Origin of the sequence: Mycolicibacterium psychrotolerans, assembly GCF_010729305.1 — a bacterium.
Classification (GTDB): domain Bacteria; phylum Actinomycetota; class Actinomycetes; order Mycobacteriales; family Mycobacteriaceae; genus Mycobacterium; species Mycobacterium psychrotolerans.
In genome coordinates, this window is record NZ_AP022574.1 from 605,864 (window position 1) to 620,737 (window position 14,874).

Genomic DNA, 14,874 nt, shown 5'->3' on the forward strand with positions numbered 1-14,874 from the left:
GCTCACCGCACCGGCGGACCCGTTGTGAGCGTTCGCCACCGGCGAACCGCCGTACGGAACTTGAGCGCGTTCGGCTCAAGTTGCAGTTCAGAGCCACCGGCAACGGGCCGGCCAGCAGAGAACATGAGTGAACAGTTGTACATTCAGGGGACGGAAACCGGGAGGGCGCATCAATGACGAAGTACTCGACCATCGTCGTCGGCACCGACGGCTCGGAGACCTCGCTGCGCGCGGTCGACAAGGCCGCAGCGCTGGCCGCCGAGTCCGACGCCCGCCTGATCATCGCGTCGGCGTACACACCGGCGCGCCACGACGGCGGCGCGCCCGAACCCGACCAGTCACGCCACGACTACCGCACACAGGGCGACGCACCGGTGTACGGCCTGCTGCACGACGCCGCCGACAGGGCCAGGAATGCCGGGGCGCACCACGTCGAGCAGCGTGCCGTGAAGGGCGCACCGGCCGACGCCCTGGTCGACCTGGCCGACGAGGTGGGCGCCGATCTGCTGGTGGTCGGCAGCGTCGGCATGCGGTCGATGGTGGGCCGACTCGTCGGTTCGGTACCCAAGATCGTGAAGCGCCGGGCGCACACCGAGGTGCTCGTCGTCGAGACCGACTGAGGCCGCGGCTCAGCGCCAGCGGGCGAGGATCTCCTTCGACCGCTCCGCGAGCGCCGCCTGCCAGAACGGGCCGAAACTGATCCGGGCCACCCCGAGCGGACCGTAGGACGCCGGGTCGGCCTTGTCCGGCGCCGCGATCGCGTTCACCGGCAGCGGCAGCTCGGATGTCAAGCGCTGCAACGTCTCCGGGCCGTGCAGCCCGACAGGGTAGAGCACGTCTGCGCCCGCGTCGGCCGCCTGCGTCAACCGCGCGATCGCCCGGTCGACCCGGTCGGACTCGTCGCCGTCCTGCCGCAGGAACAGATCGGTGCGCGCGTTGATCACCACGTGCACCCCGGCCGCGTCGGCGGCCGCCCGCAGCGCGCCCACGAGGTCGGCGTGCTCGTCGGCCGACCGTAGCCGGCCGCCCTCGCCGTGCACGGTGTCCTCGATGTTCAGGCCCACCGCCCCGACCGACAGCAGACCCTCGATGAGGCGCGACGGTGCTTCGCCGTATCCGGACTCGATGTCGACCGACACCGGCAGATCGGTCGCGGCCGTGATCTGGGCGACGCGGGTGAGCAGGTCGTCGAAACTCATGCCCTCGTTGTCGGGCTTGCCGACCGAGTCGGCCACCGGATGGCTGCCCACGGTCAGCGCCGCGAAGCCCGCGTCGGCAGCCAGCCGCGCCGACCACGCGTCCCACACCGTCGGCAGGATGACCGGATCCCCGGGCCGGTGCAGCGCCAGCAACGTCTCGGCGCGGCCCTTAAGAACGTCGTCGGTCATTCTTACCTCCGTGTCATCAAAGTGATCTGTCTCACCCACCAGCCGGGTGATGTGGCTAGCATCAAATGCGTACTGTGATCCATGACACCTTCAGCCCAAGGAGGTCACTTGTCCAGCAGCACGACCGAGCTCACCGAGCTTCACGATCTGATCGGAAGTCTTCGGCGTTGCGTGACATCACTGGCGTCGCGATACGGGGACAGCCCAGCTACCCGTCGCATCGTCAACGATGCCGAACGCATCCTCAACGATATCGACCGACTCGACATCGACGCCGAGGAACTGGAACTCGCGCGCGGCCTGTCCCGGCACCACCATGTCGGCGAGCGCATCGCTATTCCGGATACGCAGTACGACACCGATTTCTGGCGCGGCGTCGACGACGAGGGCCTGGGCGGAACGCACTGAACCGGGGAGTGCCCGCTCGGGCACATCGGGCTCGTGCGACAGTCGAGTTCGCCAATCGAGTTCGTGACGAGACATTCATCGAGAGGGAAACGTGAGCGCACCCACCGCCGACCGCAAGGCGACCGGCGTCTTCTCCCCCGGCCGAGCCCAGATCGCACAGCGCACGCTGCGCACCGACAACTGGCTCAAGGCGCCCATCGTCACGGACCTGGGTTTTGCCGCGTTCATCATCTACGCGACGGTGCGGGCGTTCATGCAGAACAACTACTACGTCGCCGAATACCACTACCTGACGCCGTTCTACTCGCCGTGTATCAGCAAGGGGTGCGTGCCCGAGGCCAGTCACTTCTGGCCGCAGATCCTGCCGGACGTCTGGTGGCTGCCCTACGCGGCGCTGTCGCTGCCGTTCCTGCTGCTGTTCCGGTTGACCTGCTACTACTACCGCGGCGCCTACTACCGGTCGGTCTGGCAGTCGCCGACCGCCTGCGCGGTGGCCGAGCCGCACGCGAAATACACCGGGGAGACCCGCTTTCCGCTCGTCATCCAGAACACCCACCGCTACTTCTTCTACATCGCGGCGATCATCTCGGTGATCAACACCTACGACGCCATCATCGCCTTCCACTCCCCGTCCGGATTCGGGTTCGGGCTGGGCAATGTGATCCTCGTCGTGAACGTGATCCTGCTGTGGACCTACACGGTGAGCTGCCACTCCTGCCGCCACGTCGCGGGCGGACGGCTCAAGCACTTCTCCAAGCATCCGGTGCGCTACTGGATGTGGACGCAGATCAGCAAGCTCAACACCCGGCACAAGCTCTACGCGTGGGTCACGTTGGGCACGCTCATGCTGACCGACTTCTACGTCATGCTGGTGGCCAGCGGCACTATCTCCGACCTGCGGTTCATCGGCTGAATCAGACTGGCGCACAGAGTTTTTCATTTATCAAGGACGAGTGAGGGTTGATGGCTTCGGACGAAGCGGAACTGGAACGGCACTCCTACGACGTCGTCGTGATCGGCGCCGGCGGGGCGGGACTGCGTGCGGTGATCGAGGCCCGGGAACGGGGCCTGCGCGTCGCGGTGGTGACGAAATCGCTGTTCGGCAAGGCCCATACCGTGATGGCCGAAGGCGGCTGCGCCGCGGCCATGCGCAACGTCAACACCAAGGACTCCTGGCAGGTGCACTTCGGTGACACCATGCGCGGCGGGAAGTTCCTGAACAACTGGCGGATGGCCGAACTGCACGCGCAGGAAGCCCCGGATCGGGTGTGGGAACTCGAGACCTACGGCGCGCTGTTCGACCGCACCAAGGACGGCAAGATCAGCCAGCGCAACTTCGGCGGGCACACCTACCCGCGGCTGGCCCACGTCGGCGACCGCACCGGCCTGGAGATCATCCGCACCCTGCAGCAGAAGATCGTGTCGCTGCAGCAGGAGGACAAGCGCGAACTCGGTGACTACGAAGCGCGGATCCGGGTGTTCCACGAGACTGCGATCACCGAACTCCTCCTCGACGACGGCAAGATCGCGGGCGCCTTCGGTTACTACCGCGAGACCGGCGACTTCGTGCTGTTCGAGGCGCCCGCGGTGGTGCTGGCCACCGGCGGCATCGGCAAGTCGTACAAGGTCTCGTCGAACTCGTGGGAGTACACCGGCGACGGGCACGCGCTCGCGCTGCGCGCCGGGTCCTCGCTGATCAACATGGAGTTCATCCAGTTCCACCCGACCGGCATGGTCTGGCCGCTGTCGGTGAAGGGAATCCTGGTCACCGAGGGCGTGCGCGGTGACGGCGGAGTGCTGAAGAACTCCGAGGGCAAGCGCTTCATGTTCGACTACATCCCCGATGTCTTCAAGGGCCAGTACGCCGAGAGCGAGGAAGAGGCCGACCAGTGGCTCAAGGACAACGACTCCGCACGGCGCACCCCTGACCTGCTGCCCCGCGACGAGGTGGCCCGCGCGATCAACACCGAGGTCAAGGAGGGCCGCGGCACCCCGCACGGCGGCGTGTACCTCGATATCGCGACCCGGATGTCGCCCGAGGAGATCAAGCGCCGGCTGCCGTCGATGTACCACCAGTTCATCGAGCTGGCCGAGGTCGACATCACCACCGACGAGATGGAGGTCGGGCCGACCTGTCACTACGTGATGGGCGGCATCGAGGTCGAGCCGGACACCGGCGCCGCCGCGACGCCCGGGCTGTTCGCCGCGGGCGAGTGCGCCGGCGGTATGCACGGCTCCAACCGCCTCGGCGGCAACTCGCTGTCCGACCTGCTGGTGTTCGGCAGGCGCGCCGGGCTCGGCGCGTCGGACTACGTGCGCGCCCTGTCCAGCCGCCCGGCCGTCACGCAGAACGCGGTCGACACGGCCCGGGAGATGGCGCTGGCGGTCTTCGACGGGCCGAGTGACGGCTCGGCGCCGGAGAATCCGTACTCGCTGCAGCTGGACATGCAGGACACCATGAACAACCTGGTGGGCATCATCCGCAAGGCCGACGAGATGCAGGAGGCGCTGGACAAGCTCCAGGAGCTGCGGGACCGCTACAAGCGGGTCAAGGTCGAGGGTGAGCGCAAGTTCAATCCCGGCTGGCACCTGGCGATGGACCTGCGCAACATGCTGCTTGTCAGCGAATCGGTGGCGAAGTCCGCGATGACCCGCACGGAGAGCCGGGGCGGACACACCCGCGACGACTACCCGTCGATGGACGCCGGCTGGCGCAACCACCTGCTGGTGTGCCGGTCCGAGGGCGACGATCCGGTGGTCCCGGACGTCAACGTCACCAAGGAGCGCCAGCCCACGATGCGGCCCGACCTGCTGGAGACCTTCGAGCTCTCCGAGCTCGAGAAGTACTACACCGACGACGAACTCCTCGAACACCCGCAACGGAAGGGCTGACACCATGGGTGCGTACAACGCGAAGATGCGCGTCTGGCGCGGTGACGCCTCCGGCGGGGAACTCAAGGACTACACCGTCGAGGTCAACGAGGGCGAGGTCGTCCTCGACATCATCCACCGGCTGCAGCAGACCCAGACCGGCGATCTGGCCGTGCGCTGGAACTGCAAGGCGGGCAAGTGCGGATCGTGCTCAGCGGAGATCAACGGCCGTCCCCGGCTGTTGTGCATGACGCGCATGTCCACCTTCGGCGAGAACGAGGTGGTGACCGTGACCCCGCTGCGCACCTTCCCGGTGATGCGGGACCTGGTGACCGACGTGTCCTTCAACTACGAGAAGGCCAGGGAGATCCCGTCGTTCACGCCGCCGAAGGACCTGCAGCCCGGTGAGTACCGGATGCAGCAGGAGGACGTGAACCGCTCGCAGGAGTTCCGCAAGTGCATCGAGTGCTTCCTGTGCCAGAACGTCTGCCACGTCAACCGTGACCACGAGGAGAACAAGTTGGCGTTCTCCGGCCCGCGGTATCTGATGCGGCAGGCCGAACTGGACATGCATCCGCTCGACGTGCACGGCCACCGCGCCGAACAGGCCCAGGAGGAGAACGGCCTGGGCTACTGCAACATCACCAAGTGCTGCACCGAGGTGTGCCCGGAGCACATCAAGATCACCGACAACGCGCTGATCCCGATGAAGGAACGCGCCGCCGACCGCAAGTACGACCCGGTGGTCTGGCTGGGCAACAAGCTGTTCCGGCGTAAATAGCACCGGGCGAATCGGGCGCGGAAAGCGACGCTCATCGTCGTTTGACGCGCCGGATTCGCCCCGCGCGCTAGATTGCCACCCATGCCGACTGCACGCCCCCTGCTGCTCAACCCGCACACCTTCGACCCCCAGCGGCTCGACCCGGAATCCCGCCGCCAACTGCGCGCCCTGATCGACTGGTTCGAGCAGCGGGGCAAGGACCGGCTGCTGCGCGACGACCTCGACGCGGCGTGGGTGTCGGACTTCCTGGACTTCGTCAAGCAGGAGCGGCTGTTCGCCACGTTCCTGACGCCGTCGGAGTTCTCCGGCGGGGACGCCGACAAGCGCTGGGACACCTCCCGCAACGCGGTGCTCAGCGAGATCCTCGGCTTCTACGGGCTCTCCTACTGGTACGCCGAGCAGGTCACCATCCTCGGGCTCGGACCGATCTGGCAGAGCGACAACGTCAAGGCCAAGGAGAAGGCGGCCGCCCAACTCGAGGGCGGCGGTGTGATGGCGTTCGCGCTGTCCGAGCGCGAGCACGGCGCCGACATCTACAACACCGACCTGCTGCTCACCCCGGCGGCTGCCGACGACAGCGAGGGCGTGCTGTTCCGGGCCTCCGGCGAGAAGTACTACATCGGCAACGGCAACGTGGCAGGCATGGTGTCGGTGTTCTCACGGCGCACCGACGTCGACGGCGCCGACGGGTACGTGTGGTTCGTCGCCGACAGCGGCCACGAGAACTACGAACTGATCGGCAACGTCGTGCACGGCCAGATGTTCGTCAGCACTTTCCGGCTCAACGACTACCCGGTGTACGAGGAGGACATCCTGTGCACCGGGCCGGAGGCCTTCTCGGCAGCGCTGAACACCGTCAACGTCGGCAAGTTCAACCTGTGCAGCGGCTCGATCGGCATGTGCGAGCACGCCTTCTACGAAGCCATCACCCACGCGAACAACCGGATCCTGTACGGCAACCCGGTCACCGTGTTCCCCCACGTGCGCGCGAACTTCGTCGACGCCTACTCCCGGCTGATCGCGATGAAACTGTTCAGCGACCGCGCCATCGACTACTTCCGCAGCGCCGGCCTCGAGGACCGCCGCTACCTGCTGTTCAACCCGGTGACCAAGTCCAAGGTCACCTCCGAGGGTGAGAAGGTGGTCACCCTGCTGTGGGATGTGCTGGCCGCCAAAGGTTTCGAGAAGAACACCTACTTCAGCGAGGTGGTCCGGCTGATCGGGGCGCTGCCGCGGCTGGAGGGCACCGTGCACGTCAACGTCGCCCAGATCCTGAAGTTCATGCCGAACTACATGTTCAACCCCACCGAGTACCCGCAGATCGGCACCCGCGACGACGCGGCCGACGACGTCTTCTTCTGGCACCAGGGGCCCGTCGGCGGCGCCTCGAAGGTGCGGTTCGCCGACTGGGCGCCGGTCTACGAGCGCAACACCGGCATCCCCAACGTCGGACGGTTCTTCGAGCAGGTCACCGCCTTCAAGGAACTGCTCGCCACCGCGGCACCCGATGCCGATCAGCGCGCCGATCTGGACTTCGTGCTGGTGATCGGCCACCTGTTCTCGCTGGTGGTGTACGGCCAGCTGATCCTCGAGCAGGCCGAACTGACGGGCCTGGACGCCGACCTGACCGATCAGATCTTCGATGTGATGATCCGCGACTTCTCCGCCTACGCGGTCGAGCTGCACGGCAAGCCCAGCTCCACCCCGGACCAGCAGGCCTGGGCGCTGTCGGCCATCCGCAAGCCGGTCACCGACTCCGCCCGATTCGACCGGGTGTGGCACGAGGTGGCGGCCTACGACGGCGTCTACGAAATGCGTCCCTGAATCGAGTCCTGGTTCATTGAAGCGTCTGCGGAGTACGCTCGCGAAGAGCACCACTCAGCGACGGAAGGCAGCGCAGTGTCGCTACACCAGCCCTTGAGCACCAACGATATTCGGACCGCCATCCGGGAGATCAGCAGCCGCGCCGACCTCGCCCGGCGAGAAGGCCGCAGTGCCGACGCCGCGGAGCTCGAGGAGCGTGTCAGACACTACCGGGACGAACTCGGCTATCGGCCCTAGCTCCTGCCGTCCTCAGGCGCCGAGCCTGCGGAACGTGCTGCGGTGAAAGACGATCGGCGCCACATCGGGGTGCACGGTGATGTTGCTGACCCGCAGCACGACGATGGTGTGGTCGCCCGCGGGCACCTGCTGCTCGATGGCGCTCTCCAACCACACACTGGTGCCGTGGATGAACACCGCTCCGCGCTCGGTTGACGCGGTCTCCAGCCCCGCGAACCGGTCGCCGGTCTTGGCGGCCAGTGTCCGCGCCGCCGCGTCATGGGACTCGCCGAGGACGCTGATTCCCAGGTAGGGCGCGTCCACCAGCCGCGGCCAGGTGGTCGACGAGTTCTGCACACAGAACGACACCAGCGGCGGGTCCAGCGACACCGGCACGAAAGTGCTTGCCGCCAAGCCGACCCGGGTGCCGTCCACCTCCGCGGCGATCGCGATCACGCCCGTCGGGAAATGCCCGAACGCCTCCCGCAGGGACGACGGGCTCAGGTCGATCTCGGAATGTGTACCGCTCATCTCCTCCATCTTCACACGTCGCCCGGCGCGGCCACCACGATGAGAATCCCCGTGAGCACAACGTGGCCGGTAAGTTGACGGCCATCATGTGGTTCCCGCTGCTGCTGATGGCCCTCGCGGTGAGCCTGGAGCCGTTCCGGATCGGCATGACCGTGCTGATGATCAACCGGCCACGCCCCGCGCTGCATCTGCTCGTGTTCCTCGCGGGGGGATTCGCGATGGGCACCGCGGTCGGCGTGGTGGTGCTGTTCGTACTGCGGCCGGCACCGTCACGCAATTGGGTGACGGCGTCACCGGACTCGAGATCGGCCAGCGGGTCTACGGCTCCATGCAGGGCGCGTTCGCCAGCCGGTTCAACGTGCCCTCGCAGTTCTTGGCGCCGATCCCCGACGGGGTGAGCGCGGTCGAGGCCGCGACCATCCCCGCCGCGGCGCTCACGGTTCGGTTGTCCTTCGATTGGGCGCAGCTCGAGCCGGGCGACAAGGTGCTGATCCACGCCGCCAGCGGCGGCGTCGGACTGGCGGCCGTGCAGATGGCCCAGCGGTGCGGGGCCGAGGTGTTCGCCACGGCCAGCACCTTCAAGCGCGAGACGCTGCGCCGGATGGGGGTGCAGCACGTGTACGACTCACGCAGCACCGACTTCGCCGATCAGATCCTCGCCGACACCGACACCGACGGCGTCGGCGTCGACGTGGTGCTCAACAGCCTGACGAGTGAAGGTTTCATCGAGGCGACGTTGCGGGCCACCGCCCACGGCGGCCGCTTCGCCGAGATCGCCAAGCGCGACATCTGGTCGGTGGAGCGGATGGCCGAGGCCCGGTCCGACATCGACTACGAGATCGTCGCGCTGGACACGGTGATGTTCACCGAACCCGAGCGCATCCGCGGGCTGCTGACCGAGGTGTCCGACGGTCTGGGCACGGGTGAGTGGACGCCGCTGCCCGCCGAGATCTACCCGGTGACCGAGGCGAGGTCGGCGTTCCGGCGCATGCAGCAGGCCCGGCACATCGGCAAGATCGTGCTGCAGATGCCCAGACCGCTTCAGCCGCAGCCTGACCGGACCTACCTGATCACCGGCGGCCTCGGTGCGATCGGCCTGCACACCGCGGCGCATCTGGCGCAGCTCGGCGCCGGCGACATCGTGTTGACCGGTCGCCGTGCCCCGTCCGCCGAGGCTGCGCAGATCATCGACGATCTCGTCGAACGCCACCGGTGCCGGGTGCACGTCGTGACCGCGGACGTCGGCGACGAGCACGACATGGTGGCGCTGCTGGAGCGCATCCGCGCCGAGATGCCCCCGCTGGGTGGTGTGGTGCACCTGGCCGGCGTACTCGACGACGCGCTGCTGTCGACACAGGACCTGAGGCGGTTCCGGAACACGTTGGCGCCGAAGGCTATGGCGCCGATCATCTCGACCGGTCGACCAGGGACGACGACCTCGACTTCATCATCGTGTCGTCGTCGGTGTCGAGCGTGTTCGGGTCTAGGGGTCAGGCCAACTACGCGACGGCCAACGCGTTCCTCGACGGTCTGGTCGCGGCGCGGCGGTCCCACGGGCTGCCGGCGACGGGCGTGAACTTCGGCCCCTGGGCCCGCGGCGGGATGGCGTCGTCGGAGGCGGCGACAGCCAACATCAGCGCCCAGGGCCTGATCCCGCTGGAACCGTCTGCGGCGCTGAGCGCGCTGTCGGAGGTCGTCGCCAACGGGACCGGGCAGGCGACCGTGCTCAAGGCCAACTGGCAGCGTGCCGCCAAGGTGCTCGGCGCCGCCCGCCCGCCGATGCTCGACCTGGTGTTGCCCAGCGCCGGCGGCGAGGCGACCGGGGACAGCGAGCTGCTCCGCCAGCTGCAGGAGATCCCGGTCCCGCAGCGCGCGGGCTTCGTCACCGAGTTCCTGCAGCGCGAGGTGCAGAACTTCCTACGGCTGGCGCAGCCGCCGGCCGCGTCGAGCAGGTTCCTCGACCTGGGCACCGATTCACTGATGGCGATCGAGTTGCGCAACCGGCTGCACAGCCAGTTCGGCGGCGCGTTCACGATCAACGCGACCGCGGTGTTCGACTATCCGACCATCGGCGGGCTCGCCGAGTACCTGGTGGGCCAGCTGCCCGACGGGGAGCCACCCGCCGAATCGGCGGACTGACACCGGGTGCGGCAATTCGAACGAAATAGGGACGTCGCGGCCGCGGTGACCGACCGCGGCCCTCGCACCGGTAGGGTGGTCCGGCATGGTTGACAGTCAACAGCCCACGCGCTCGAAAAACGTTATCGCTCTCGCGATCTCGCTCGGGGCGGTGGTCATCGCGTCGACCCTCGGCGGTCTCGCATCGGCCACCTCGGCGCAGGACTACGCCCGGCTGCAGCAGCCGTCCTGGGCCCCACCGTCGTGGGTCTTCGGTCCCGTCTGGACCGTGCTGTACGTCATGATGGCGGTGGCGGCCTGGCTGGTGTGGCGCAGCGGCCCGTGGGCGCAGACCCGGCCCGCGCTGACCGCGTACGGCACCCAGCTGGTGCTCAACGCCGCCTGGACACCGCTGTTCTTCGGCCTGGGCTGGCGCGGCATCGCGTTCGCCGAGTTGAGCGTGCTGTGGCTGGTGCTCGTCGGCACCGTGGTGCTGTTCTTCCGTCGCAGCGCGGTGGCGGGGTGGCTGCTGATTCCCTATCTGGCGTGGTCGACATTCGCGCTGTGCCTCAATTTCGCCGTCTGGCAACTGAATTCGTAGGAGGAGCGGCCCATGACCAAGTCGGTGTTCATCACCGGAGGCGCGACGGGGATCGGCAGGGCGACGGCTCTGCTGCTGGCGCAGCGGGGTTACCTCGTCGGCGCCTACGACATCGACGAGGCCCGGCTCGCCGTCCTGGAGCGTGACATCGCCGCGGTGGATGGGCGCAGCATCGTCGACCATCTCGACGTCACCGACGCCGACGAGATGGCGCGCCGCCTCGCCGAGTTCCACGAGGCCGCCGGTGGCCGGCTCGACGTGCTGATCAACAACGCCGGGCTGCTCAACGCCGGACGGTTCGAGGAGATCCCGCTCGACGTGCACCACCGCGAGATCGAGGTCAACGTCAAGGGTGTGGTCAACGGTCTGCACGCCGCGTTCCCGTACCTCAAGACCACACCCGGGGCCGTCGTGGTGAACCTGGCGTCGGCGTCGGCGATCTACGGCCAGGCCGAGCTCGCCAACTACAGCGCCACCAAGTTCTTCGTCCGGGCGATCACCGAGGCGCTGAACCTGGAGTGGGGCGGCCACGACATCCGCGTCATCGACATGTGGCCGCTGTACGTGAACACCGCGATGACGAGCGGCATCTCGACCGGCACCACCACCTCGCTGGGCATCCGGCTCACCGCGCAGGACATCGCCGAGGGCATCGTCGCCGCCGTCGACCCCACGCTGCCGCGCAAGGTGCTCCGCCAGGTGCACTTCCCGGTCGGCACCCAGGCGAAGGCGCTGGCCGCAGGGGCGCGGTTCTCCCCGGCGTGGCTGACCAGGCTGGTCAACAAGCGTCTCGCCGGGCACTGATCCAACTCGGCTAGGCCCAGCGCGTCGCCTCCACCGCCGGCGGAAGCGGCGGATGCAGCGGGACGTCGAGCCCGTCGTAGATCCCCGGCTTCTGCTCGGCGAGCCACCCGATCGCGCCGAGCAGGCGGTTGGCCGCCGTGGTGTTGCCGCCGTCGGCGCGGGTCCCGCCGGGAACGTCGGCGCGCGTGACGATCGTCAGCTGCGGGTCGCCGTCGACGATCACGCGGTGATCGCCCACCCCCTGGTCGGGCTGCGGCCAGTGCGGGGCGCAGGACGGGTCGATGCGGGTGATGTGTTCGACGATCACCCGCTGCACACCGCCGGCCCACCCGATGACGCGGAGGAAGAAGGCGCCCTGGGTGCCCTTGTCGAAACGCCCCATCACGGTGTCGACGGTCTCGTCGAGCGGCAGCCGCTCCACCTCCTCGGTGATCTCGTCGATCTCGATGCCGAGCCCGCGTCCGATCAGCCGGATGTTGCCGCCCCACACCATGGTCGGGATCGACGGCAGCAGCATCATCGGTGTCTCCTCCATCGGCATCCCGAACCCGCATGACACACGCACGGCATAGGGCTGGTCGTAGGTGGAGTAGTCGAAGATCTCCTGGCAAGTGATGGTGCGGATCCGGGTGCACAGTCCGGCCGCGGTCACCGCCAGCGCGTCGTTGGCCCAGCCCGGGTCGACGCCGCTGACCAGCAGGGCCGACCGGCCCTCCTCGGCGGCCGCGGTGAGCCGCTGCACCCAGTCCGGCGGCGCGGAGCGCGGGTCGTAGAGCGAGTACAGCGACGGGGTGACGACGTGCGCGCCCGCGCGCAGGCACCGTTCGATGTCGGCGACCGCCTCGTCGGGCCGGATGTCACCGGAGGCCATGTAGGCGACCGCGTCGGCGCCGGCGAGCACCTCGTCGACGTCGGTGCCTGCCCTGATTCCGGTCGGGGTGTCCAGGCCGGCGAAGCTCGCCGCGTCCCGGCCGGCCTTGTCGTCGGAGGAGGTGATCACCCCCGTCAGCCGCAACCCGGGAAACGCCGTGACCGAGCGGATCGACGTGGCGCCCATGTTGCCCGTTCCCCATACCGCGACACCGATGCTGGAAGCCATCTCCACACCCTAGAGAACCAAACGTGACCATCATCACAGTGCCTCGTTTCCGCAGTTCAGCAGGGTGAAGAAGGCCAAAAATGTGTCCCGGCCAACTGCTCGGTTGGTTGGCGCGCGGAAATTGCTCACAGTGGTCTTGCGTTGAAGTTACCGGGCGGTATAGTCAGCGACAGTTACTGGTGGGTAACTTGCCGAAAAGTACCCAACCGCGTGTGGCGTTCTCGACGAGGAGGAAACGTGTCCCACTACAAGAGCAATGTTCGCGACCAGGTGTTCAACCTGTTCGAGGTACTCGGGGTCGACAAGGTCCTGGGCGAGGGCGCCTACGCCGACCTCGACGTCGACACCGCGGTCGACATGCTGGGCGAGATCGCCCGGCTCGCCGAGGGCCCCGTGGCCGCCTCGTTCGAAGAGGGCGACCGCAACCCGCCGGTGTTCGACCCCAAGACCCACACCGTCACGCTGCCCGAGGGCTTCAAGAAGTCCGTGCGCGCGGTCGTCGAGGGTGGCTGGGACAAGCTTTCGGTCAGCGAGGAGCTCGGCGGCATGCCGATGCCCAGCGCGCTGTCCTGGGCTCTGCAGGAGCACATCCTGGGCGCCAACCCCGCCGTGTACATGTACGCGATGGGTGCCGGATTCGCCGACATCTTCTTCCACCTCGGCACCGAGGAGCAGAAGAAGTGGGCCAAGCTCGCCGCCGACCGCGGCTGGGGCTCGACCATGGTGCTGACCGAGCCCGACGCGGGCTCCGACGTGGGCGCCGGCCGCACCAAGGCCGTCCAGCAGCCCGACGGCACCTGGCACATCGACGGCGTCAAGCGCTTCATCACCTCAGCCGACTCCGACGACCTGTTCGAGAACATCATGCATCTGGTGCTCGCCCGCCCCGAGGGCGCCGGCCCGGGCACCAAGGGTCTGTCGCTGTTCTTCGTGCCGAAGTTCCACTTCGACCCGGAGACCGGCGAGCCCGGCGAACGCAACGGTGTGTACGTCACCAACGTCGAGCACAAGATGGGCCTGAAGGTCTCCGCGACCTGCGAGCTCTCGCTCGGCCAGCACGGCACCCCCGCCGTGGGCTGGCTCGTCGGCGAGGTGCACGACGGCATCGCGCAGATGTTCGACGTCATCGAGCAGGCCCGAATGATGGTGGGCACCAAGGCGATCGCCACGCTGTCGACCGGCTACCTGAACGCGCTGGAGTACGCCAAGTCGCGCGTGCAGGGTGCCGACCTGACCCAGATGACGGACAAGACCGCGCCGCGCGTGAGCATCACCCACCACCCGGACGTGCGTCGTTCGCTGATGACCCAGAAGGCCTACGCCGAGGGGCTGCGCGCGCTGTACCTGTTCACCGCGACGCACCAGAACGCCGACGTCGCCAAGACGATCCACGGCATCGAGCCCGAGCTGGCCGTCAAGGTCAACGACCTGCTGCTGCCGATCGTCAAGGGTGTGGGCTCCGAGCAGGCGTACGCCAAGCTCACCGAGTCGCTGCAGACCTTCGGTGGCTCCGGCTTCCTGCAGGACTACCCGATCGAGCAGTACATCCGCGACGCCAAGATCGACTCGCTGTACGAGGGCACCACCGCCATCCAGGCGCAGGACTTCTTCTTCCGCAAGATCGTCCGCGACAAGGGTGTGGCGCTGTCGCACGTGGCGGGCCAGATCGAGTCGTTCGTCAAGTCCGAGACCGGCAACGGCCGGCTGAAGGCCGAGCGCGCACTGCTGGCCACCGCGCTGGAGGACGTGCAGGGCATGGCCGCCACGCTGACCGGCTACCTGATGGCCGCGCAGGAGGATCCGGCGAGCATCTACAAGGTGGGCCTGGGTTCGGTGCGCTTCCTGATGAGCGTCGGCGACCTGGTCATCGGCTGGCTGCTGCAGCGCCAGGCGGCGGTGGCGATCGAGAAGCTCGACGCCGGCGCCACGGGTGACGAGCGCGCCTTCTACGAGGGCAAGCTGGCGGTGGCGTCGTTCTTCGCGAAGAACTTCCTGCCGATGCTGACCAGCACCCGGTCGATCATCGACAACCTCGACAACGAGGTCATGGAGTTGGACGAGGCGGCCTTCTAGACCTCATCGCCCGCGAGACGCCCCCGGACTCTTCCCGGGGGGGTCCTGCGTTGGCGGGGTCCCTTTCGCCCAAACCAACGTTTGGGCGGGTTTGTGCGAGTGGTTCGCGCCCTTTCGTCCAACTCGGCGCCAGCCGCCGGGTCGATCTGGGCGAAAAAGG

General features: G+C 67.7%; 14 protein-coding genes and 2 pseudogenes. 13 read left to right on the forward strand and 3 right to left on the reverse strand.

Translation table 11 applies throughout. From position 1 onward, the window contains the following. Window positions 1-173: 173 nt before the first annotated feature. A complete protein-coding gene (locus tag G6N45_RS03025) occupies window positions 174-620 on the forward strand; it encodes a universal stress protein (protein ID WP_163720352.1) in 447 nt (148 codons plus the stop codon). 9 nt (window positions 621-629) lie between these two features. Here G6N45_RS03025 and G6N45_RS03030 read toward each other — a convergent pair whose 3' ends face one another. Further along, window positions 630-1,388 carry an isocitrate lyase/PEP mutase family protein gene (locus G6N45_RS03030; protein WP_163720353.1) on the reverse strand — a complete coding sequence of 253 codons (759 nt, stop codon included), beginning with the start codon at window positions 1,386-1,388 and terminating at the stop codon, window positions 630-632. Window positions 1,389-1,496: 108 nt separating this feature from the next. Here G6N45_RS03030 and G6N45_RS03035 point away from each other — a divergent pair, with 108 nt between their 5' ends. From G6N45_RS03035 to G6N45_RS03060, 6 genes are all read left to right on the forward strand, one after another. Further along, window positions 1,497-1,796 (forward strand): Rv0250c family protein, encoded by a 300-nt coding sequence (locus G6N45_RS03035; RefSeq protein ID WP_407664274.1) that lies wholly within the window; start codon window positions 1,497-1,499, stop codon window positions 1,794-1,796. Window positions 1,797-1,887: 91 nt separating this feature from the next. Beyond that, entirely contained in the window at window positions 1,888-2,709 is an 822-nt protein-coding gene (locus G6N45_RS03040) for a succinate dehydrogenase subunit SdhC (RefSeq protein WP_057150118.1), read from the forward strand. A 50-nt stretch (window positions 2,710-2,759) separates the two neighbouring features. Continuing rightward, window positions 2,760-4,688, forward strand: a complete 1,929-nt coding sequence (locus G6N45_RS03045) for a fumarate reductase/succinate dehydrogenase flavoprotein subunit (protein ID WP_163720354.1) — start codon at window positions 2,760-2,762, stop codon at window positions 4,686-4,688. A 4-nt stretch (window positions 4,689-4,692) separates the two neighbouring features. Continuing rightward, window positions 4,693-5,448: a succinate dehydrogenase/fumarate reductase iron-sulfur subunit gene (locus tag G6N45_RS03050; protein ID WP_163720355.1), complete on the forward strand. Its 756-nt coding sequence runs from the start codon at window positions 4,693-4,695 to the stop codon at window positions 5,446-5,448. A gap of 81 nt (window positions 5,449-5,529) precedes the next feature. Then, on the forward strand, window positions 5,530-7,272 hold the full coding sequence (locus tag G6N45_RS03055; RefSeq protein WP_163720356.1) for an acyl-CoA dehydrogenase family protein: 1,743 nt from the start codon (window positions 5,530-5,532) through the stop codon (window positions 7,270-7,272). A 93-nt stretch (window positions 7,273-7,365) separates the two neighbouring features. Then, complete coding sequence (locus G6N45_RS03060; protein WP_163719575.1) at window positions 7,366-7,509, forward strand: hypothetical protein; 144 nt, start codon at window positions 7,366-7,368, stop codon at window positions 7,507-7,509. 12 nt (window positions 7,510-7,521) lie between these two features. Here the strand turns inward: G6N45_RS03060 and G6N45_RS03065 are convergent, their stop codons facing one another. After that, window positions 7,522-8,019, reverse strand: coding sequence for a flavin reductase family protein (locus G6N45_RS03065; protein ID WP_163720357.1), 498 nt, complete (start codon window positions 8,017-8,019; stop codon window positions 7,522-7,524). A gap of 86 nt (window positions 8,020-8,105) precedes the next feature. On the opposite strand from G6N45_RS03065, the pseudogene G6N45_RS03070 reads away from it, so the two are divergent. The 5 genes and pseudogenes from G6N45_RS03070 to G6N45_RS03085 form a co-directional block, all read left to right on the forward strand. After that, a pseudogene (locus G6N45_RS03070) lies at window positions 8,106-8,285 on the forward strand (GAP family protein); the annotation flags it as partial. Between the two features lie 266 nt (window positions 8,286-8,551). Further along, a pseudogene (locus tag G6N45_RS27985) lies at window positions 8,552-9,552 on the forward strand (SDR family NAD(P)-dependent oxidoreductase); the annotation flags it as partial. Window positions 9,553-9,798: 246 nt separating this feature from the next. Further along, on the forward strand, window positions 9,799-10,158 hold the full coding sequence (locus tag G6N45_RS27990) for an acyl carrier protein (protein ID WP_246229012.1): 360 nt from the start codon (window positions 9,799-9,801) through the stop codon (window positions 10,156-10,158). A gap of 85 nt (window positions 10,159-10,243) precedes the next feature. Next, window positions 10,244-10,738, forward strand: coding sequence for a TspO/MBR family protein (locus G6N45_RS03080; protein WP_163720358.1), 495 nt, complete (start codon window positions 10,244-10,246; stop codon window positions 10,736-10,738). A 12-nt stretch (window positions 10,739-10,750) separates the two neighbouring features. Further along, window positions 10,751-11,542: an SDR family oxidoreductase gene (locus G6N45_RS03085; RefSeq protein ID WP_163720359.1), complete on the forward strand. Its 792-nt coding sequence runs from the start codon at window positions 10,751-10,753 to the stop codon at window positions 11,540-11,542. Between the two features lie 10 nt (window positions 11,543-11,552). Here G6N45_RS03085 and G6N45_RS03090 read toward each other — a convergent pair whose 3' ends face one another. Next, entirely contained in the window at window positions 11,553-12,641 is a 1,089-nt protein-coding gene (locus G6N45_RS03090) for an NAD(P)H-dependent amine dehydrogenase family protein (RefSeq protein WP_163720360.1), read from the reverse strand. 237 nt (window positions 12,642-12,878) lie between these two features. Here G6N45_RS03090 and G6N45_RS03095 point away from each other — a divergent pair, with 237 nt between their 5' ends. Then, window positions 12,879-14,714 carry an acyl-CoA dehydrogenase gene (locus G6N45_RS03095; RefSeq protein ID WP_163720361.1) on the forward strand — a complete coding sequence of 612 codons (1,836 nt, stop codon included), beginning with the start codon at window positions 12,879-12,881 and terminating at the stop codon, window positions 14,712-14,714. Window positions 14,715-14,874 lie beyond the last annotated feature (160 nt).